Below are 20,188 nucleotides of genomic sequence, written 5' to 3' on the forward strand. Positions count from 1 at the left end.
GGAAACAGAGGCGGGCCCGCCCCGCCGGAAGGGATGAGTGTGATGGATCAGCAGACCCAGTCGATCTTCGACTTTTTGGACGCGGGCGTCAGCCCGTGGCACGCGGCGGCGGAGTCCGTCCGCCGTCTGGAGGCGGCCGGATATGTCCGTCTGGAGGAGACGGACCGCTGGCGGATAGCTCCGGGAGGCCGGTACTATGTGACTCGGAACGGCTCGGCTGTGGCCGCCTTCCGGGTGCCGGAGGGGGCCGTGGAGGGCTGGCGAATCGCCCTGTCCCACAGCGATGCCCCCACCTGGCGCATCAAGAACAGCGGGGTAGAGCAGGCCCCGTCCGGCTGCGTGAAGCTGGAGACTGAGGGCTATGGCGGGATGCTCATGGGCACCTGGCTGGACCGGCCTCTGGGCGTGGCGGGCCGGGCGGTAGTCCGCACGAAGGAGGGCCTCTCCAGCCGGACGGTCCATCTGGACCGGGATCTGCTGGTGATCCCCAGTGTGGCGATCCACTTCGACCGGGGCGTCAATGAAGGCCGCCGCTGGGATCCTCAGACCGACCTCCAACCCCTGTGGGGGCAGATCGGATGTCCGCCTTTGGAGGACTTGATCGCGGCGGAGCTGGGCGTGGCCCGGGAGGATCTGATGACCTGGGATCTGGAGCTGGTGACCCGCCAGAAGGCCGCTCTGATCGGTCCCGAGGGGGAGTTCTTCCTGAGCCCCCGGATCGACGATCTGGAGTGCGCCGGGACCACGCTGGAGGGCTTCTTACAGGCGGGATCGACGCCTGACGGGACGCTGGTCCTCTGGGGGATGCTGGACAATGAGGAGGTGGGATCCTCCTCCCGGCAGGGTGCCGAGGGGACCTTCCTGATGGACACGCTGGAGCGGCTCCTCCACGCCTTGGGCCAGGGGCGGGAGGACCTGCGGCGGTGCGCCGCCAACGGACTGGTCCTGTCTGCGGACAACGGACACGCTGTCCACCCGGACCACCCGGAGAAGTCGGACCCCCAGAACGGGCCCAAGCTCAACGGAGGCGTGGTGGTAAAGATCAACGCCAGCCAGAAGTACACCACCGACGCGGTGAGCGCCGCCCTCTTCGGGGAGATCTGCCGCCGGGCGGGAGTGCCGATCCAGCGCTTTGCCAACCGGGCGGATATGCCAGGCGGTTCCACGCTGGGGAACCTCCAGGGACACAGCCTGTCCAGCCCCATGCTGGACATCGGACTGGCCCAGCTGGCCATGCACTCCGCTGTGGAGACCGCCGGGACCGCCGACATCGGCCATATGATCCGGGCGGTCCGGGCCTTCTGTGAGACGCCTTTTCAGTGCGTAGACGACGGACAGTACCGGATCTGAGGAAGGAGGGACGGACATGAAGCGCGTCGCGAAGATCATCGCCGTCGGGATCGCTCTTGGGCTCCTCCTGCTTTTGATCCGGGGCCTGTTCCAGATCGAGGAGGGGATCTTCCTGCGGGGCTATCTGGTCCTGGCAGCGGTGGTGCTGGTCGGGACGGTCCTGTTCAACGTCCTCTACCAGATATCCTATCAGCGGCGGCTCCAAAAGCTGGTGCCTCTGCTGGATCAGGGGGACACGGAGGGCTATCTGACCGGGGTCCGGGCCCTGCTGGAGACGGCCAGAGGACGGGCGCTGCGGAGCGTCCTCCAGCTGGATCTGGCCGCCGGATATCTGGAGGCCAAGGAGCTGGACCGGGCGATCCAACTCCTGGAGGGACTGCCTGTATCCCGGAGCCGGACGGTGGAGTTGTGCCGCCGTCTGGACCTCTGTCTGGCCTATTTCGAGGCGGAGCGGCCGGAGGAGGCGATGGCGGTCTACCGGGACAGCGGAGCCCTGTTGGCGGAGGGCCGGGGCAGAGCGCCCTACGGCGGGACCATCGCGGTGGCGGATATCCTGGCTGCGCTCCAGGAGGGAGACCGTCCGCGGGCGGAGGAACAGATCCGGGCGGCTCAGGCGGCTTGGCCGGAGCCCCGCGTCCAGCGGGCTTTGACCGAGATCGGGGAACGCCTCGATAAGAAATGAATGAAACGAGCGGGCGGACCTTTTTGTAAGGTCCGCCCGCTTGCGGTGTTTTTGGGGGATATCACATGAGGGCGACCACCTGATACATGAGGAAGAAGTGGCAGATGGAGCCCAGCAGGATGAACACGTGGAAGATCTCGTGACAGCCGAAGCGGGGGGCGTCCCGCAGAGGCCATTTGACGGCGTACAGCACGCCGCCCACCGAGTAGAGAATGCCGCCCAGCAGGAGCCAGGAGAACCCGGCGGCGGGGAGGATCCGCACCAGAGGCACCAGCGCGATCAGAGCCATCCACCCCATGAAGAGGCAGAGGCCGGCCGTGACCCAGCGGGGGGCGTCGATCCAGAACAGCGCCAGGAAGAGCCCGGCGATGGCCAGGACCCAGATCGCCCCGAACAGCCCCCAGCCCCAGCCGCCGCAGGAGCGGAGCGCGATCAGGCAGATGGGGGTGTAGGACCCGGCGATCAGCAGGTAGATGGAGGCATGGTCATACTTCCGCAGGGCCACCCGGCCCTTCACGGAGGTATCGACGCAGTGGTAGAGCGTGCTGGCGGTGTAGAGTCCAATCATGGACAGGCCGTAGATCAGGAAGGACACCGTATGCCACAGGTCCACCCTCAGCGCGTGACAGCGGACCAGCAGGAGCACCGTGCCGATGACGCCCAGCACCGCGCCGATGCCGTGAGTGATGGCGGACCAGGGGCGGAGGCCGTCGTAGGGGTCCCGGCCTTTCTCGGTGGCCAACTTCCGGCGGGCGGGCTTTTGAGGCCGATAGTAGAGCTTGGAGGAGTCCCCAGGCAGGATGTGTTCTTGTGCCATGAAAGTCACCTGACCTTTTCAGAGACATTGGGACAGGGACCATCCCTGTCTGGGTCCAGTATAGCACATACACCGTGAAATAGTCAACAGAGACACATGAACTAATTATGAATATCATATTACAAAAATTGGAGTTCTGATGGAGCGAAGTCCAGCGTAGAGTGGAGCAGAACAGCCAGGCGCGGGGAGGCGGTCGGATGGAGGAGATGGTGCGGTGCGGCGGCGGCGTCCGGGCGGAGTCGCCCTGGCCGGAGATCCGGGTCCAAAGGCGGGATCTGCGGTATGCCCGGGCGATCCTGAGCAACGTGGGTGGGATGGGCTCGGAGATGTCGGCTGTGGGCCTCTATCTCTACGACGGGCTAGTCCTGTCCGGCCGGGAGGAGCTGGGACAGCTCTTCCACGAGACGGCCCAAACGGAGATGCGCCATCTGGAGGTGTTCAGCCGTCTGGCCCTCCTGCTGGGAGAGGAGCCCCGGCTGTGGAGCATCCAGCGGGGGCGGCGGCTCTGGTGGACGCCGGAATATCTCCAGTATGACCGGATGATCGGCCCGCTATTACAGAACGCCATCCGGAGCGAGCAGGCCGCCATCCAGAAATATGAGAGCCAGGCCCGCTGGATCGGAGATGAGTACGTCCGGGCGGTCCTGCGCCGGGTCATCGAGGACGAGACCTGTCATCTGGAGCAGTTCCAGCGGCTGTGGCGGATGCATACGGGGCGGTAGAACGAGTTCGTTTCAAAACGAGGATGGACGGTCCCCGCGGCCATCGAAGGCCGAAGGGACCGTCCATTTCAGATCAGTGCGGCACCGTTTACTCATAGACTGCCATATGGGCGTTCAGGGCATTGCAGATCATCTGGGCGGCATCGTCTCGGGTCAGGGGGGCGGAGGTGTCCAGTCCCTGGAGACCGTCGTAGAGGCCGACCCGGCTGGCCAGCTTGTCGGCGGCGGCCCGCCAGCCGGTGCCGCCGATGCCCTCGTACTGGGGGTCATAGCCCAGTGCCACCAGGAGCATCTTGGCGGCCTCGGAGCCAGTCACGTTGGCGGCCGGGGCGAAGGTGCCGTCGCCCCGGCCGGTGATGATGCCCTGCCGGACGCAGTAGGCGATGTACTTCTCGGCCCAATGGCCCTGAGTGTCGGTGAGATCGGTCTTGAGGTCATCCAGATCCGATATCCGGCTGCCGTTCATGGTGACGCAGATCAGGCGGGCGAAGGAGGCCCGGTCGATCTTCTGCTTGGGGGCATAGCGGCCGTCGGAGAGGCCGGCGATGATGCCGAGCTCGCTGACCATGGAGACGGCCTCCTTGTGGACGATCTCGTCTTTGTCCGGGAACGTGTCATAGCTGGCGGCCCGGGCCGCCAGAGCCGCGCCCAGGACCAGGGCAGACGCCAGACCGGCGCTGAGGACCATTCGGAAACGCTTCATCAAGATCCCTCCTCATTCATCTGGAGCGTGGAGAACGGTTGGCGGTGTGGAGTCAAAACTCCTCCAGGACCCGCAGGCGGCCATGCTCTTCCACACAGAGGTAGCCGCCGCCATTTGAGACATGATACTCGAAGTAGGACCGCTCCGGTTCGGCGAAGCCGGACAGGACCGCCATGATCGTGCCGCCGTGGACCACCAGCGCGGTGCGGCCGGAGGCCCCGTCGGTCAACAGAGGGGCAAAGGCCGCCCGGCACCGGGCCATGAAGGCCTCTGGATGCTCCCCTTCCGGGATCGGTCCGGCGCAGCTGCCCTCTACCCAGGTCCGATAGCGAGGGTCGTGTTCCAGGTCGTGGAAGTTCCGGCCCTCGAAGGCGCCGAAATCACACTCCCGGAAGTCCTCCACCGGCACCGGATCCAAGGCGGGGAAGCAGAGGGCCGCCGTCTCCCGGCAGCGGAGCATGGGGCTGACGAAGAGGCGGTCTGCCCAGAAGAGCTCCGGCCGCTGGTCGATGCTCCGCCGCAGGTCCATGATGCCCTCGGCGCAAAGGGGCTCGTCGGTGCGGCCCCCCACATAATTGGAGATCAGATTGCCAGCGGTCTTGCCGTGGCGGAGGAACAAAAATTCTCTCATATCACTTCAACCTCAGTCCAAGTCCGCAGGAGATCCGCTCCACCCGTTCTGAGGCCGCCGCCAGACGGCAGAGGGCCCGTCCGGTCTCCTCCCGCCAGCGGCGCTCGAAGGGGTCCAGGGGGACCACGCCGAGACCGATCTCGTCGCTGACCACCACCGCGCCGGGGTTCCCGGCCAGAAAGCGGTCGATATACGCGGTCAGGTCGCCGCCCTGCTCCAATACGGTCCGGCAGATCCGATGGAACCGGTCTACTGCTGGGGCGGAGAGGGCCTCCTCCGGTCCACATGGGACGGGGGAAAGGCCGGTCTGGGCGGTCACATAAGCGGCCTTGCCCTGATGGGCGCCGCCGATATACAGCTTCATACATACCTCCAGGTCAGGGCCGCCGCCAGGGCGATGGCCAGCTCACAGAGTTGGAGGGACCACCCGGCCAGGTCCCCGGTGATGCCGCCGAACTGGCGATAGGACACATGGCGGTACCAGCCCCAGCACAGGGCCGCCGCCAGCAGGGCCGCGCCTCCGGACACGGGGGAGAGCCACAGCATCCCCGCCGCCGCCAGCAGAGCGAAGAGGACCATGGTCCCCGTGACCACCGCCCGATGGGAGGCGTCGGCGAAGGCCTGGAGCATCCCGGAGGGGCGGGCCCCCTTCCAGTTGGCCAGGGCCAGACCGCTCAGGGCCCGGGAGAGGACGAAGCCCAGCCCCGTCACTCCAAGGCTCCGCAGAGAGGAGAGCTGACTGGCCGCCCCCAGATAGAGGACCAGCCATGCCCCGCAGGACACGATCGCGAAAGCGCCAGCGTGAGGGTCCTTCAGGATCTCCAGCTTCCGCTCCCGGCTCTGGTGAGAGGAGAGCGCGTCCACTGTGTCGCAGAAGCCGTCCATATGGATCCCACCGGTGATGAGCAGAGGGAGGACGGTCAGTCCCGCGCCCCGCAGGAGAGGGGAGAGCTCCAGCAGGCCGCACAGCCAGCCCCAGGCCAGACTGATCAGTCCCACCGCCCCGCCGATCAGCGGGAAGAAGCAGATGGCATAGCGCATATTCTCCCGGCTCCACTCCACCTGGGGCATGGGCAGGCGGGAATAGGTGGAGAACGCGATCACGAGGGCATGGAACATGGGACATCTCCTTTCAGGACCAGCGGCAGGCCGCAGACCACCTCCACCGCCAGATCGGCCCGCCGGGCCAGACGGACGTTCAGCCCCCCCAGCAGGGCCAGATAGGCCTCCATCTCAGGGCCGTACCCGATGCCGTCGGAGAAGATCTCGTTGCTGACCACCACCACGTTGGTACAGCGGTCCAGCAGACCGGAGAGCTGGTCCCAGAGTGCATGGGCGCAGTCAGCAGGGGGATCGGCGGCGAACATCAGATCTGCCGCCAGATTGGACAGGTCCTCCAGCAGGACCGAGGCCCCCTCCGGGATGGAGAGGCCGGTCAGGCCGTCGGCGCACTCCAGTGTCCGGAAGCCCTTCCCGGAGCGCATCCGCCGGTGGCGGGCGATCCTGGCCTGAGCCTCCGGCCCCTGAGCGGGCATGGCGGCCAGATAGTATTTGGGGCCGGGACAGAGGGCGCGGAGCAGGTCCTCCGCCCAGGCGGATTTCCCGCTGCCGCTCCCGCCGGTGACCAGAGCCGTCATGGCTGGCCATCCTCCAGATAGTGGACGTCGTTCAGCTCCAGCGCCCGGAAGCCCCCATCCTCATAGGCGAAGCGGCAGACGCTGGCGTTGCGGAGATAGCCCGCCTGGTCCATCCGCTCCGGGACCAGCAGATGGACCAGCGTCTTGATGGACAGGGCGTGGGAGACGATGAGTCCAGCTCCGCCGCCCTGGACGGCCACGGCCTCCGCGGCGGTGCGGAGCCCGTCCAGGAGCCGGGCGGAGAGCTCGGAGAAGGACTGGCTCATGCCGGTGGAGTCGTGGTCCTTGTGGACGCAGTCCACCGCCTCCGGGAGCCGGTGGTTCAGATTTTCCAGAGGGATCGGCTGGCCGTCATAGCCCCGGAGGGAGGTGAGGAACTCCAGATTAGGCCGTCCCTCCAGGTCCCCGAGGCACCATTCCCGAAAACGCTTGTCGGCGGTACAGGGCAGGCCGCCCTGACCCATGTGCGCCAGCAGGATGCGGGCGGTCTCCCGGGCCCGGCCGCTGTCGCTGGACCAGGCGGCGGTGAACCGGACGCCCTCCCGGCGGAGGCCCTCGCCCAGCCGGGCGGCGGCCTCTTCTCCGGCGGGAGTCAGGGGAGAGTCGGCCCAGCCCTGAGAGCGGTCCAGGAGATTGAGCATGGTCTGCCCGTGGCGGACCAGATAGAGGATAACGGTCTGCTGCAAATCAGTCACCTTCTGTGTCAGTCGAATGTACTCCTTGATTCTACCATATCGGACGGGCAAGCGCCACCGTCTCTTGCGGGGAAGCGAAAAAAAGCGGCATCCGGTCGAATGACGGATGCCGCTCTGCGGGGGATCACGCGTCCTTATCAGAGTGGAGGGCACGCATGGAGTTGAGGATGGCGAGCACCGCGACGCCCACGTCGGCGAACACGGCCTCCCACATATTGGCATGGCCCAGCGCGCCCAGGATCAGCACCAGGAACTTCACTGCCAGAGCGAATATGATGTTCTGCCGGACGATGGAGAGAGTCTTGCGGGCGATGCGCACCGCCGCGGCGATCTTAGAGGGCTTGTCGTCCATGAGGACCACATCGGCGGCCTCGATGGCGGCGTCGGAGCCCAGCGCTCCCATGGCGATGCCGATGTCGGCCCGGGAGAGGACGGGGGCGTCGTTGATGCCGTCGCCCACGAAGGCCAACGCACCCTTGGAGGAACGCTCCTTCAGGAGCCGCTCCACCTGGTCCACCTTATCAGAGGGGAGAAGCTGGGCGTGGACCTCGTCCAGACCCAACTGGGCGGCCACATCCTCAGCCACGGCCTGCGCATCGCCGGTGAGCATGACGGCGCGGCGGACGCCGATGGACTTCAGGGCGGCGATGGCCGGAGCGGCATCGGGCTTGATCTCGTCGGAGATCACCAGATGGCCGGCGTAGATGCCGTCCACCGCCACATGGACGGTGGTGCCGACCTTATGGCAGGGATGCCAGGACACGCCGATCTCGTCCATGAGCTTGCCGTTGCCGGCGCAGACGAGGCGGCCGTCCACCCTGGCCCGGACGCCTCGGCCGGAGAGCTCCTCCACATCGGTGACACGACTGGCGTCGATGTCCTTGCCGTAGGCGTCCTTGATCGAGCGGGAGATCGGGTGGTCGGACCAGCACTCGGCCAGCGCCGCCAGCTCCAGCAGATCGGCCTCACTGTACTGGTCCGGATGGATGGCGGTGACGTTGAACACGCCTCGGGTGAGAGTGCCGGTCTTGTCGAAGACCACGATCTCAGTTCGGGCCAGGACCTCCATATAATTGCCGCCCTTCACCAGCACGCCGGCCTTGGACGCGCCGCCGATGCCGCCGAAGAAGGCCAGGGGCACCGAGATCACCAGGGCGCAGGGGCAGGAGATGACCAGGAAGGAGCAGGCGCGGCCCACCCAGTCGGCCCACGCGCCATGGAGGAAGAGGGGCGGGATCAGCGCCAGGGCCGCGGCGGCGATCACCACCACGGGAGTGTAGTACCGGGCGAACTTGGTGACGAAGGCCTCCGCCTTGGCCTTACGGCTGGAGGCGTTCTCCACCAGCTCCAGGATCCGGGAGACAGTGGACTCCTCGAATGCCTTGGTGACTTGGACCCGAAGCAGACCGGTCAGGTTCACACAGCCGCTGATCACGTCGGTGCCGGGAGAGACCTCCCGGGGCAGAGACTCGCCGGTGAGGGCGGCGGTGTTCAGGGTGGAGGACCCCTCCAGGATCACGCCGTCCAGAGGGACTCGCTCGCCGGGTTTGACCACGATCACATCGCCGACGGCCACATCCTCCGGGTCCACCTCATCCGATCCACCGTCCTTCTCGAGGTTGGCGTAGTCCGGCCGGATGTCCATGAGAGAGGCGATGGACTGCCGGGACTTGCCCACGGCGCAGGACTGGAAGAGTTCGCCCACCTGATAGAAGAGCATGACGAACACGGATTCAGGGTACTCACCGGTGGCCAGCGCACCGATCGTGGCCAGAGCCATGAGGAAGTTCTCATCGAACACCTGACCATGGGCGATGTTGCGCACCGCCTTCCACAGCACGTCCCAGCCGATGACGGCGTAGGGGACCAGGAAAAGGAGCAGACGGACCGGCCCCTGGGCTGGCATCAGGGCGGCCAGGATCAGCAGAGCGGCCGCCGTCAGGATGCGGTAAAGCGTCTTTTTTTGCTTTTTCGTCATGAGACAGACCTCCTGTCGGGAAAGATGTTCCCGTCTTTGCGGGCCGGGGGAAGGAACGCGGATCAGATGTCGATCTTACAGTCGGGCTCTACCCGCTTGCAGATCTTGACCGCCTCCTGGAGGATGGCGTCGAATCGGGCGTCATCGGCGTCCAGGGTGAGTTTCTGGGAGAGGAAGCTGACACGGGCGTCGTTCACGCCGTCGATGCGCTTGATGGCCTCCTCCATCTTTGCGGCGCAGTTGGCACAGTCCAGGTCGATGAGCTTGAAATGCTTTTTCATAGTGAGACGCTCCTCCATAACATATCGTCGTGATCGTGTGGGACAGGGAGACAGACCATCATTCGGCCACGTGTTCCATGCCCTGGTCCAGAATGGTACGTACATGCCCGTCGGAGAGGGAGTAGAACACAGTCTTGCCCTCACGGCGGTACTTGACCAGCTTGCTCTGCTTGAGAGCCCGGAGCTGGTGCGAGATGGCGGATTGGGTCATGCCAAGCAGATCGGCGATGTCGCACACGCACATCTCTGATTCGAAGAGCACGTAGAGGATCTTGATGCGGGTGGAGTCGCCGAAGATCTTGAAGAGCTCGGCCAGGTCATAGAGGATGTCCTCGTCTGGCATGGTCTCGTTCACCTTGCTCACGATATCCTCGTGGACGGTGGAACATTCGCAAACTTCAGCACGGCCGCGGTCATGGTCGGCTGCCATAGGCGGTCCTCCTTTCTGAAAGATCGAACATATGAGCAATTGTTCATTTGTTATTATATGCGGACGTACAGGGATGTCAAGAGAAAAATGCAAAAAAGCTGGGTGAGGTGGACACCGTAAAAAAGAATGGGGAAAATCGAAAAAAGAGGTTGACAGATGATGCTGGCGGTGATAATATATATCTTGCGCTGAGCGGTGCGCGGCGCTGAATGAAATGCACGAGTGGTGGAATTGGCAGACTCGCTAGATTCAGGTTCTAGTGTGCATTACGCACGTGCGGGTTCAAGTCCCGCCTCGTGCACCACAAAAAGAGACATGCGAGAGCATGTCTCTTTTTGTATCTTCAGCACGATGATCGAGGGGCTGGAGCGGCTCCTCCACATGATAGAGGCCCGGTCCCAGGGGGCGTCACTATCACGGACCATCTGCTCTTCGATGCCTGGCGGCTCCATGAACTGTTTTGTGATCTGGACCTGCTGACGAAATGAAAAATGAGCCCTCCCGCTGTCCTTGGCGGGAGGGCTCGCTGCGTATCGGGGGAGGATCAGCCGTGCATGGAGGCCAAGATGGCATCCTTGAGCTGGTGGAGCTGCTCCAGAGCGCCCTCGTTCAGAGCGGACTTGATGGTGACGACGGGCTCCAGCACGGTCATGCCCTTCATCTCATCCAGCTGGGCCCGGAGCTGCTTGGCTGCGGTGGGGCCCCAGGTGCCGTTCTCTATCAGGCCCACGGTCCGGTCCCGGAGGCCCAGGGCCTTCATGTCGTGGAGGAAGTCCAGCATGGCGGGATAGATCCCGTTGTTGTAGGTGGGGACGGCCAGCACCAGATGACTGCACCGGAACGCGTCGGCGATCAGCTGGGACACATGGGTGACGGACACATCCCGGACCGTGATGCCCTTCACGCCGGCATCGGCCAGCGCGCAGGCCAGCACGTTGGCGGCGTTCTCCGTGTCGCCGTACATGGAGCCGTACAGGATGGCCACAGAGGTCTCCTCGGGCTCATAGCGGCTCCAGCGGTCGTACTTCTCCAACAGCCAGGGAAGGTCGGTGCGCCAGATGGGACCGTGGAGGGGGCAGATGGTCCGGATGTCCAGAGCGCTCAGCTTCTTCAGGGCCGCCTGGACCTGAGGGCCGTACTTGCCCACGATGTTGGTGTAGTAGCGGCGGGCGTCGTCCAGCCACTGGCTGGGAAAGTCCACCTCGTCGTTGAAGATATTGCCGTCCAGCGCGCCGAAGGAGCCGAAGGCGTCGGCGGAGAAGAGGAGCTTCTCGGAGGCCTCATAGGTCACCATGACCTCGGGCCAGTGGACCATGGGGGCAAAGTGAAAGGTCAGCGTGTGGGACCCCAGCGGGAGACTGTCCCCCTCCTTCACGACCACGGCGCGGTCCGCCAGATCCAGGCCGTAGAACTGGCTCAGGAAGGTGAAGGTCTTGGCGTTGCCCACCAGCTTCATCTGGGGGAAGCGGAGGACCAGCGCCTCGATGTTGGCGCAGTGGTCGGGCTCCATATGGTCGATGATTAGATAGTCCAGCGGACGGCCGCCCAGCACATGGGCCACGTTCTGTAGGAACTGCGCGCCGATGGAGGCGTCTACCGTGTCCATGAGGGCGGTCTTTTCGTCCAGGATCAGATAGGCGTTATAGGCCACCCCGCGGGGGATGGGGAACAGGTTCTCGAACAGGGCCAGACGGCGGTCAGAGCCGCCCACCCAGTAGACCGAGTCGGTGATCTTGCGGGTACAATACATAGATGCGTTCTCCTTTGGTGTGAGAGATCGGGATCGGATCGTTTCTGACCGCATTATAGAACGAACGATACGCCGTTTCAAGGGGAAACCGGTAGAACGATGAGTTTTATGGACTGGGACAGGCAAGCCTCCGGCCGCCGCCGCATAGGGTCTGGGAGAGAGGGGGGCACCCAATGGGAGAGCGGCGGAAGCGGGAGAGCATCCTGGAGCGGACGGCGGAGGTGTTCGACCTGCCGGGGGATCTGGTGGCAGGCCTGCCCCGGATCGAGCTCATCGGAGACCGGGAGCTGCGCATGGAGAACCACCGGGGCATCCTGGCCTACGGAACGGAGGAGATCCATATCTCCGGCGGACGGCTGGTCCTGCGGGTGCGGGGCGAGGAGCTGGAGCTGCGGGCCATGAACGCCGGGGAGCTGCTGATCACCGGGCGCATCCGGGGGCTGGAGCTGGAGTGACCGAGAGGAGGGCGGCGGATGAGACGGATAGTGGGCTGGTTCAGGGGCGCGGTGGAGGTAGAGGCCGCCGGACCCTTCCCGGAGCGGTTCCTGAACCTCTGCGGCCGGCAGAGGGTGCCCTTCTGGGGCGTGGAATGGCGGGGCGGCGGGACCGTGCGTCTCACGGTCCCCCGGCGGGCCAGGCGGCGGCTGGATGGCCCTGCCGAGCGGGCGGGCTGTTCGCTCACCACGCTGGGGGAGAGCGGCCTGCCGGTGTTCCTGGGCCGGTTCCGGCGGCGGTATGCCCTGCTGGCGGGACTGGCTCTGTCGATGCTGGCGGTGATGCTCATGACGGCCTTCGTGCTGGTGGTGGATGTGGAGGGGAACGACACGGTGTCCACAGCCGAGATCCTCACAGTCCTGAGCCGCCTGGGGGTGCGTCCGGGGGCGTTCGGGCCGCCTCTGGACGTGGACGCGGTGGAACAGCGGGCTCTGATGGAGCTGGAGGGCCTGAGCTGGATGTCCATCAACCTCCATGGGGCCCGGGCGGAGGTGCTGGTCCGGGAGCGGGCCGAGCCGCCGGAGATGGTGGAAGAGGCCCCCTATGGGGACATCGTGGCAGAGGTCCCCGGTGTGATCGAACGGCTGGAGGTGCTGGCCGGGGAGACCGACCGGACAGTCGGGGAGCCGGTGGCAGCAGGGGATGTGCTGATCCGGGGGAACGTCCTGCTGGAGGGCCCCCAGTACAGCGAGCATGACGTGGGCTGGCGGCAGGTCCGGGCCCGGGGGAGGGTATGGGCATCCACCTGGCGGGAGCTGACGGCGGAGATCCCGCTCACCGCCGCCGTCAAATCTTACGACGGGGCGGAGACCACCCGCTGGTCTTTGACTGTGCTGGGCCGGCGGATGGATCTTTTGGAAAAGAGTTGGATTCCCTATCCACGGTATGATAAAATAGGAGACACATGGAGCCTGCCGCCGGTGGGGGAGTGGAGCCTGCCGGTGACCCTGAGCCGGATCCGGATCCGGAGCTATCGGACGGTGCCCGCCCGGATCGATCCGTCCGCCGCCCTCGCGATGCTGGAGGAGCGGCTGGAGGCGGCCCTCCGGGCCCAACTGGGGGAGGAGGGCTCCATCGTCCAGACCGCGTATACCTCTGCGGTGACTGACGATGTGCTCACCGTCGGCATCCAGGCGGAGTGCAGGGAGGAGATCGGACGGTTCGTCCCGTTCGAGGCTCCGGAAGAAGGAGACAGAACGAACTCATGACAGAACAGACCATCAATATCGAACGCATGGAGGACGCCATCGACATTTTCGGCTCCTTCGACGAGAACGTGAAGCTGATCGAACAGGAACTGGGCGTCACCATCCTGAACCGGGACTCCCAGATCAAGATCTCCGGCGAGGGGGAGGCGGTCCTGCACGCCACGAAGGCGCTCCAGGGCCTGCTGACCCTCTCGGCCAAGGGAGAGGCCATCAACGAGCAGAACGTCCGCTACATCATCAACCTGGTGCGGGCGGGCAGCGAGGACAAGATCGGGGACCTGGCCCGGGACGTGCTCTGCGTCACCGCAAAGGGCAAGCCCATAAAGCCCAAGACCCTGGGCCAGAAGCGCTATGTGGAGGCGGTCAAGAAAAACACCATCACGCTGGGCATCGGCCCCGCCGGCACCGGCAAGACCTATCTGGCGGTGGCCGCCGCCGTGGCCGCCTTCCGGGACAAGCAGGTCAACCGGATCATCCTGACCCGGCCCGCGGTAGAGGCCGGCGAACGGCTGGGCTTCCTGCCCGGCGACCTCCAGTCCAAGGTGGACCCGTACCTGCGGCCCCTGTACGACGCCCTCTTCGATATGCTGGGGCCGGAGAACTACCAGAAGTATGTGGAGCGGGGGAACATCGAGGTGGCCCCGCTGGCCTATATGCGCGGCCGGACCCTGGACGACTCCTTCATCATCCTGGACGAGGCCCAGAACACCTCCCGGGAGCAGATGAAGATGTTCCTGACCCGTCTGGGCTTCGGCTCCAAGATCGTGATCACCGGCGACATCACCCAGATCGACCTGCCCACCGACAAGGTCTCCGGCCTGAAGGAGGCCATGCGGGTGCTCAAGGACGTGGAGGACATCGCCATCTGTAAGCTGGGTGAGGCCGATGTGGTCCGCCATGTGATCGTCCAGCGGATCATCAAGGCCTATGAGCGGGACGAGGAGCGCCGGGCCCGGCGCGCGGACAAGCACTGAGAGAGGAGCGGGACCATGGAGCATCAGATCATCATCGAGACCGAGGTGGAGGGCGTGGAGGAGTACGCCGACGCCCTGCGGCAGGTGATCCCCGCCGCCCTGGAGGCGGAGGGCGTGGGCCTGCCCTGCGAGGTGGATGTGCTTTTCACCGATGACCCGGGCATCCACCAGATCAATCTGGAACAGCGGGAGGTGGACCGGGCCACCGATGTGCTGTCCTTCCCCATGTTCGAGTTCACGCCGGGGGAACCGCCCACGGTGGAGGACGGGGACCTGCTGGACCCGGGCACGGAGTTGCTGCCGCTGGGGGACATGGTCCTCTCTGTAGACCATATCCGAACGCAGGCGGCGGAGTTCGGCCACAGCGAGCGCCGGGAGCTGTGCTATCTGGCGGTCCACTCGGTCCTGCACCTGCTGGGCTATGACCATATGGACGAGGGGCCCATGAAGCGCCAGATGCGCGCCCGGGAGGAGGCCATCCTCGGGGCGCTGGGGATCCGGCGGGAAACGGAAAACTGACCGAGAAAAAAGAACGATCCCGCTCTCACGTTCGTCGTGAGAGCGGGATCGTTTCGGTCGATGGACCTGGAAGGATAGGGAGAGACATCATGTTCATCAACAAGACAAAGGATGGAAGGAACAACATCAGCGGGCCGCAGATCGCGGCCCGGCGGAAGGAACGGGGCCTGTCCCAGCGGGCGCTGGCGGACCAGGTCCAGCTCCTGGGGTTGGACATCGACAAGAACGCGGTGCAGAGGATCGAGTCCGGTCAGCGGTTCGTGACCGACATCGAGCTGGCCGCGTTCGCGGCCTATTTCCAGACCACGGTGGACGCGCTCCTGGAACGCGCGGACGATCCGGCCTGATACGGGGAGAAAGTGTTCTCGAAGGGGCGAAAACGTGCTATACTGGAACGACAGTCTGCGCGGACAGAGGCACACCGGGGCACAGCGCCGGACAGAAAGGAGGCGGGCATGAGGCGACATGTTCCGGAACTGGAAAATATAAACTCTTTGGTTGTTAAAAGATAGACATATCTTTTAAAGAAAAAAGGGTTTTCAGCCTGAAAAAGTTGTGTTATACTCATGCGTAGACACGGAGAACTGCTCAGACCGTGTACCATACTGTATATCAAAACAGTCGAAAGAAAGTTGAGGATGACCTTATGGAGATCAAACGTTCCGGAATGATCAGTATCGTGGGCCGGCCCAATGTGGGCAAGTCCACCCTGACCAACGCGCTCGTCGGCGAGAAGATCGCCATCGTGACCAACAAGCCACAGACCACCCGCAACCGCATCTGCGCCGTGGTGGACCGGAAGGACTGCCAGTTCGTGTTCATGGACACCCCCGGCCTCCACAAGGCCCGCACTAAGCTGGGCGACTACATGGTCAAGGTGGTCAAGGACAGCGTGGCCGATGTGGACGCGGTGTGCCTCATCGTGGAGCCCATCCCCCATGTGGGCGGGCCGGAGGAGGAGCTGATCGGCCGCATCAAGAGCCTGGGCGTCCCCTCGGTGCTGATCATCAACAAGATCGACACCGTGGAGAAGGAGGAGCTCCTGGCGGTCATGCAGGCCTATGCCCAGGTCCACGACTTCAACGCCATCCTGCCGATCTCCGCCAGGACCGGAGAGGGCGTGGAGGAGGTGCTGGACGTGCTGAGCCAGTTCCTGCCGGAGGGGCCCCGCCTGTTCCCGGAGGGCATGGTCACCGACCAGCCCGAACGGCAGGTCTGCGCCGAGATCATCCGGGAGAAGCTGCTCCTCTGCCTGGACAAGGAGATCCCCCACGGCACCGCGGTGGAGCTGGTCCGCTTCGCCGAGCGGGAGCGGGACGGCGTGATCGAGATCGACGCCACCATCTACTGCGAGAAGGAGAGCCACAAGGGCATCATCATCGGCAAGGGCGGCGCCATGCTCAAGAAGATCTCCACGCAGGCTCGTCAGGACATCGAGCGCTTCATGGGCGCGAAAGTCTACCTCCGTACCTGGGTGAAGGTGAAGGAGAACTGGCGGGACAACATGAACCTGATCCACGACTTCGGCTTCAAGGACGAGTGATCCGTCCATGCTGCTGACCACTCAGGGCATCGTCCTCCGGGGCGTCGATTATAAGGAGTCCGACAAGATCCTCACCGTCCTGACGAGGGACGGGGGAAAGCTGACCGTGCGGGCCAAGGGGTGCCGCCGGAAGGGCAGCCGCCTGGCCGCCTCCGTCCAGCTCCTGGCCTGGTCCGACATGACCCTGTTCGAATACCGGGACCGCTATACGCTGAACGACGCGGAGCCTCTGGAGCTGTTCTGGGGGGTCCGGAGCGACGTGGAGAAGGTGGCCCTTGGCTCCTATTTCGCCGAGGTGACGGAGGCCGTCTCGGGCGAGGGGCAGGCAGATCCGGCGGTGCTGTCCCTGCTCCTGAATTCCCTCTACGCCCTGGACAAGCTGGACCGGCCCCTGCCGCTGGTGAAGGCCGTGTTCGAGCTGAAGCTGCTGAGCCTGATCGGCTACGAGCCCCTGCTGGACGCCTGCGCCGTCTGCGGCGCGGTGGAGCCGGAGGACGCCCGCCTCCAGCTCGCGGAGGGGATGCTGACCTGCGCCAAGTGCCGCTCCGGCGGCGAGGGCCCGTCCGTACCGGTGAGTCCGGCCGTGCTGACCGCCATGCGCCGTGTGGTGTACGGCGACCCCAAGCGTCTCTTCTCCTTCGCGCTGGACGAGGGAGGACAGAAGGGGTTCGCCCGTGCCTGCGAGCGCTTCCTGATGACCCAATTGGACCGGAGCTTCCGGACCTTGGAATTCTATAAAACGCTCCGTGTCCATGAGGACGGCGGAGCGGTCCCGCCGGCAGCCCCGGCGGGGGAGACATAACAGGAGGGAAAGACCCGATGAAAGACCCCATCTTCCAGCGCGTGAGCGTACGCAAGTTCACGGATGCCCCCGTCACCGACGAGCAGGTGGAGCGGCTCCTGCGGGCCGCCATGGCCGCGCCGTCCGCCACCAACCAGCAGCCCTGGGAGTTCTATGTGGTGCGCGATCCGGAGAAGCTGATGGAGCTGTCCCGGTGCCACGAGTATTCCATGTGCGTGAAGAACGCCACGCTGGCGCTGGTGCCCTGCTATCGGAAGGAGGCCCGGCATCCCGAGTACCTCCACCTGGATCTGAGCGCCGCCACGGAGAACATCCTGCTGGAGGCGGTGCAGATGGGGCTGGGCGGGACCTGGCTGGGCATCGCCCCGGTGCCGGACCGCATGGCGAAGATGCGGGAGATCCTGGATCTGCCGGAGGGGCTGGAGGCCTTCGCCATCGTACCTCTGGGCCAGCCGGAGCGGGACAAGCCTCGCCAGGACCGGTATGACCCATCCCGGGTCCATACCCTCTGAACAGAAGGGAGCGCCCCAGCCGGGAACGGCTGGGGCAGATGCCATATATGACAGAATTGTTTGAACGATCCATCCAGACCCTGGAGCTGCCCGCCGTGCTGGCGCGGCTGGCGGAACAGGCCGTCACGGAAGAGGGCAAGGAGCGGTGCGCCGCCCTGCGCCCCCAGACCGACCGGGACGATGTGGAGCGTCTGCTGGCCGAGACCACCGCGGCGGCGGACATGATGACCCTCAGCGGGACGCCCTCCTTCACGGGGGTGAAGCCGGTGGGGGCCTCGCTCCAGCGGGCCCATATGGGCGGAGCCCTGAACACCCGGGAACTGCTGGACATCGCGGCGGTCCTCCGTGCCGCCCGGAACGCCAAAGAGTACGCCGACGGCCGGGCGGGAGGCGAGAAAAAGACCTGCATCGACCACCTCTTCGCCTCTCTGACCGCCAACCGGTTCCTGGAGGAGAAGATCGGAGGCTCCATCGTGGGCGAGGACGAGATCGCCGACTCGGCCAGCCCGGAGCTGGCCTCCATCCGCCGTCACATCCGGGCCACGTCCAGCAAGGTGCGGGACATCCTCCAGCGGATCCTGTCCTCCAATCAGGCCAAGTACCTCCAGGACGCGATCATCACCCAACGGAACGACCGCTATGTGGTCCCGGTCAAGTCGGAGCACAAGAACGACATCCCCGGCCTGGTCCACGACGTGTCCTCTTCCGGCTCCACCTTCTTCATCGAGCCCATGGGCGTGGTGAAGGCCAACAACGAGCTCCGGGAGCTCCAGTCCAAAGAGGAGAAGGAGATCGAGCGCATCCTGGCGGAGCTCTCCGCCGACTGCGCCGCCAGCCGGGAGGACATCGCGCAGGACTACGACCTGCTGATCCTCCTGGACGTGATCTTCGCCAAGGCCAAGCTGTCCTACCGGATGAAGGCCTCCGCCCCCAAGCTCGTGGAGCGGGGCGTGTCCCTCCGCCGGGCCCGGCATCCCCTGCTGGACCCCCGCAAGGCCGTGCCCAACGACCTGAGCCTGGGGGGGAGCTTCGATACCCTGGTCATCACCGGCCCCAACACCGGCGGCAAGACCGTCACCCTCAAGACCCTGGGCCTGCTGGCCCTGATGGCCCAGTGCGGCCTCCACATCCCTGTGGATGGGGACAGCCATGTGCAGGTGTTCTCCCGGGTGCTGGCCGACATCGGTGACGATCAGTCCATCGCCCAGAGCTTGTCCACCTTCTCCTCCCACATGGTGACGATCGTGGGCATCTTGAAGGAGGTGGACGACCGGTCCCTGATCCTCTTCGACGAGCTGGGCGCCGGTACCGATCCGGTAGAGGGCGCGGCCCTGGCCGCCGCCGTGATCGAGAGCACCCGCGCCGCAGGGGCGCTGGTGGCCGCCACCACCCATTACGCGGAGCTGAAGGTCTACGCCATGACGACCAAGGGGGTGGAGAACGCCTCCTGCGAGTTCGACGTGGACTCGCTGGCCCCCACGTACCGTCTGCTGGTGGGCATCCCCGGCAAGTCCAACGCCTTCGCCATCTCGGAGCGGCTGGGCCTGCCCAAATATGTGATCCAGAAGGCTGCGGACCGCCTGGACGCGGAGAACGTCCGCTTCGAGGACGTGCTGACCCAGCTGGACGAACAGCGCCACCAGATGGAGGCCGAGAAGGAGAAGGCCGCCCGGCTCCGCCGGGAGATGGAGGACTCCGCCAAGGCCGCCCGTACCTATCGGGAACAGCTGGAGAAGGAACGGGCCAAGGCGGTGGAGAAGGCTCAGGCCGAGGCGCGCCGCATCCTGGACGAGGCCCGGGACACCGCCGATCAGGTGTTCAAGGAACTGAGCGATATGCGCAAAAAACAGCGCAGGGAAGAGGACTGGCAGAAGGTCAACGACCAGCGCGCCGGCCTCAAGCACCGGCTCAACCAGGCGGAGGACAAGCTGGGCGCCCGGCCCGAGGCCCCCACGCCGCCGCCCACCCGCCCCGCCCAGGCCGGCGACACGGTGGAGCTGGTGAAGATGGGCACCCAGGCCACCGTCATCAGCGTCAACCGGGACGGCTCCCTCCAGCTCCAGGCCGGCATCCTGAAGATCAGCGCCAAGCAGAGCGAGGTGCGGGTCGTGGAGGGTGCGGAGAGCCAGACCAAGAAGGCGGCGCAGAAGGTCGTCCATCGGGCGGAACACAAGCTCCGGAGCCTGGGCGCCTCCCCGGAGGTGGACCTGCGGGGCATGATGACCGACGAGGCCATCGGCGCCCTGGACATCTTTTTGGACAATGCCGTCATGGGCCGCCTCAACGAGGTGATCGTGATCCACGGCAAGGGCACCGGCGCCGTGCGCAAGGCGGTGCGGGAGCACCTGAAGCGGAGCCGCTACGTCAAGTCCTTCCGCCCCGGCCGCTACGGCGAGGGCGAGGACGGCGTCACTGTGGTGGAGCTGAAGTGACCGCGCCTCTCCATCGGGAACAGATGT

At 65.3% G+C, this 20,188-nt stretch carries 23 protein-coding genes and 1 tRNA gene; 13 read left to right on the top strand and 11 right to left on the bottom strand.

All coding sequences use genetic code 11. The features are described from left to right. Positions 1-42 precede the first annotated feature (42 nt). Both KQI12_RS01450 and KQI12_RS01455 read left to right on the top strand, forming a co-directional pair. Positions 43-1,350: a M18 family aminopeptidase gene (locus KQI12_RS01450; RefSeq protein WP_216570106.1), complete on the top strand. Its 1,308-nt coding sequence runs from the start codon at positions 43-45 to the stop codon at positions 1,348-1,350. 16 nt (positions 1,351-1,366) lie between these two features. Beyond that, entirely contained in the window at positions 1,367-2,032 is a 666-nt protein-coding gene (locus tag KQI12_RS01455) for a hypothetical protein (protein ID WP_216570107.1), read from the top strand. Between the two features lie 61 nt (positions 2,033-2,093). Here the strand turns inward: KQI12_RS01455 and KQI12_RS01460 are convergent, their stop codons facing one another. Beyond that, positions 2,094-2,849 (bottom strand): hemolysin III family protein, encoded by a 756-nt coding sequence (locus KQI12_RS01460; protein ID WP_216570108.1) that lies wholly within the window; start codon positions 2,847-2,849, stop codon positions 2,094-2,096. Positions 2,850-3,046: 197 nt separating this feature from the next. On the opposite strand from KQI12_RS01460, the gene KQI12_RS01465 reads away from it, so the two are divergent. Next, positions 3,047-3,571 carry a ferritin family protein gene (locus tag KQI12_RS01465; protein ID WP_216570109.1) on the top strand — a complete coding sequence of 175 codons (525 nt, stop codon included), beginning with the start codon at positions 3,047-3,049 and terminating at the stop codon, positions 3,569-3,571. A gap of 88 nt (positions 3,572-3,659) precedes the next feature. Here KQI12_RS01465 and KQI12_RS01470 read toward each other — a convergent pair whose 3' ends face one another. From KQI12_RS01470 to KQI12_RS01510, 9 genes are all read right to left on the bottom strand, one after another. Further along, positions 3,660-4,274 carry an S-layer homology domain-containing protein gene (locus KQI12_RS01470; RefSeq protein ID WP_216570110.1) on the bottom strand — a complete coding sequence of 205 codons (615 nt, stop codon included), beginning with the start codon at positions 4,272-4,274 and terminating at the stop codon, positions 3,660-3,662. Positions 4,275-4,326: 52 nt separating this feature from the next. Next, entirely contained in the window at positions 4,327-4,905 is a 579-nt protein-coding gene (locus KQI12_RS01475) for a histidine phosphatase family protein (protein WP_216570111.1), read from the bottom strand. Between the two features lies 1 nt (position 4,906). Beyond that, positions 4,907-5,269 carry a bifunctional adenosylcobinamide kinase/adenosylcobinamide-phosphate guanylyltransferase gene (locus KQI12_RS01480; RefSeq protein ID WP_216570112.1) on the bottom strand — a complete coding sequence of 121 codons (363 nt, stop codon included), beginning with the start codon at positions 5,267-5,269 and terminating at the stop codon, positions 4,907-4,909. Further along, positions 5,266-6,024 (bottom strand): adenosylcobinamide-GDP ribazoletransferase, encoded by a 759-nt coding sequence (locus tag KQI12_RS01485; protein ID WP_216570113.1) that lies wholly within the window; start codon positions 6,022-6,024, stop codon positions 5,266-5,268. The genes KQI12_RS01480 and KQI12_RS01485 overlap by 4 nt, the downstream gene beginning before the upstream one ends. Next, a complete protein-coding gene (locus KQI12_RS01490) occupies positions 6,006-6,542 on the bottom strand; it encodes a bifunctional adenosylcobinamide kinase/adenosylcobinamide-phosphate guanylyltransferase (RefSeq protein ID WP_216570114.1) in 537 nt (178 codons plus the stop codon). The genes KQI12_RS01485 and KQI12_RS01490 overlap by 19 nt, the downstream gene beginning before the upstream one ends. Beyond that, positions 6,539-7,228, bottom strand: coding sequence for a histidine phosphatase family protein (locus KQI12_RS01495; protein ID WP_216570115.1), 690 nt, complete (start codon positions 7,226-7,228; stop codon positions 6,539-6,541). The genes KQI12_RS01490 and KQI12_RS01495 overlap by 4 nt, the downstream gene beginning before the upstream one ends. Before the next feature lie 133 nt (positions 7,229-7,361). After that, positions 7,362-9,215, bottom strand: coding sequence for a heavy metal translocating P-type ATPase (locus KQI12_RS01500; RefSeq protein ID WP_216570116.1), 1,854 nt, complete (start codon positions 9,213-9,215; stop codon positions 7,362-7,364). Positions 9,216-9,277: 62 nt separating this feature from the next. Next, positions 9,278-9,496 (bottom strand): cation transporter, encoded by a 219-nt coding sequence (locus KQI12_RS01505; RefSeq protein WP_216570117.1) that lies wholly within the window; start codon positions 9,494-9,496, stop codon positions 9,278-9,280. Positions 9,497-9,554: 58 nt separating this feature from the next. After that, positions 9,555-9,926, bottom strand: a complete 372-nt coding sequence (locus tag KQI12_RS01510; RefSeq protein ID WP_216570118.1) for a metalloregulator ArsR/SmtB family transcription factor — start codon at positions 9,924-9,926, stop codon at positions 9,555-9,557. A 216-nt stretch (positions 9,927-10,142) separates the two neighbouring features. Here KQI12_RS01510 and KQI12_RS01515 point away from each other — a divergent pair. Beyond that, positions 10,143-10,230, top strand: a tRNA-Leu gene (locus KQI12_RS01515). Positions 10,231-10,470: 240 nt separating this feature from the next. Here the strand turns inward: KQI12_RS01515 and KQI12_RS01520 are convergent. Further along, the gene (locus KQI12_RS01520; RefSeq protein ID WP_216570119.1) at positions 10,471-11,676 is read right to left on the bottom strand and encodes an FprA family A-type flavoprotein; all 1,206 of its coding nucleotides are present in this window, start codon (positions 11,674-11,676) and stop codon (positions 10,471-10,473) included. Between the two features lie 173 nt (positions 11,677-11,849). Here KQI12_RS01520 and KQI12_RS01525 point away from each other — a divergent pair, with 173 nt between their 5' ends. The 9 genes from KQI12_RS01525 to KQI12_RS01565 all read left to right on the top strand — a co-directional run bounded on the left by KQI12_RS01525 (position 11,850) and on the right by KQI12_RS01565 (position 20,161). Continuing rightward, entirely contained in the window at positions 11,850-12,131 is a 282-nt protein-coding gene (locus tag KQI12_RS01525; protein ID WP_216570120.1) for a YabP/YqfC family sporulation protein, read from the top strand. A gap of 18 nt (positions 12,132-12,149) precedes the next feature. Continuing rightward, positions 12,150-13,379 carry a sporulation protein YqfD gene (locus tag KQI12_RS01530; protein ID WP_216570121.1) on the top strand — a complete coding sequence of 410 codons (1,230 nt, stop codon included), beginning with the start codon at positions 12,150-12,152 and terminating at the stop codon, positions 13,377-13,379. Continuing rightward, positions 13,376-14,353, top strand: a complete 978-nt coding sequence (locus KQI12_RS01535; RefSeq protein WP_216570122.1) for a PhoH family protein — start codon at positions 13,376-13,378, stop codon at positions 14,351-14,353. Before KQI12_RS01530 ends, KQI12_RS01535 begins: the two co-directional genes overlap by 4 nt. 15 nt (positions 14,354-14,368) lie before the next feature. Continuing rightward, positions 14,369-14,872: an rRNA maturation RNase YbeY gene (gene ybeY, locus KQI12_RS01540; RefSeq protein WP_216570124.1), complete on the top strand. Its 504-nt coding sequence runs from the start codon at positions 14,369-14,371 to the stop codon at positions 14,870-14,872. Between the two features lie 89 nt (positions 14,873-14,961). Then, positions 14,962-15,219, top strand: a complete 258-nt coding sequence (locus KQI12_RS01545) for a helix-turn-helix domain-containing protein (protein ID WP_216570126.1) — start codon at positions 14,962-14,964, stop codon at positions 15,217-15,219. 299 nt (positions 15,220-15,518) lie between these two features. Beyond that, positions 15,519-16,415 (top strand): GTPase Era, encoded by an 897-nt coding sequence (era, locus tag KQI12_RS01550; protein ID WP_216570128.1) that lies wholly within the window; start codon positions 15,519-15,521, stop codon positions 16,413-16,415. A gap of 7 nt (positions 16,416-16,422) precedes the next feature. Beyond that, a complete protein-coding gene (recO, locus tag KQI12_RS01555; protein ID WP_216570130.1) occupies positions 16,423-17,217 on the top strand; it encodes a DNA repair protein RecO in 795 nt (264 codons plus the stop codon). Between the two features lie 17 nt (positions 17,218-17,234). Beyond that, entirely contained in the window at positions 17,235-17,729 is a 495-nt protein-coding gene (locus tag KQI12_RS01560) for a nitroreductase family protein (RefSeq protein WP_216570132.1), read from the top strand. Positions 17,730-17,776: 47 nt separating this feature from the next. Beyond that, complete coding sequence (locus KQI12_RS01565) at positions 17,777-20,161, top strand: endonuclease MutS2 (protein ID WP_216570134.1); 2,385 nt, start codon at positions 17,777-17,779, stop codon at positions 20,159-20,161. Positions 20,162-20,188: the final 27 nt, after the last annotated feature.

It is taken from the genome of Pseudoflavonifractor sp. MSJ-37, from assembly GCF_018917965.1.
Lineage (GTDB): Bacteria > Bacillota > Clostridia > Oscillospirales > Oscillospiraceae > Pseudoflavonifractor_A.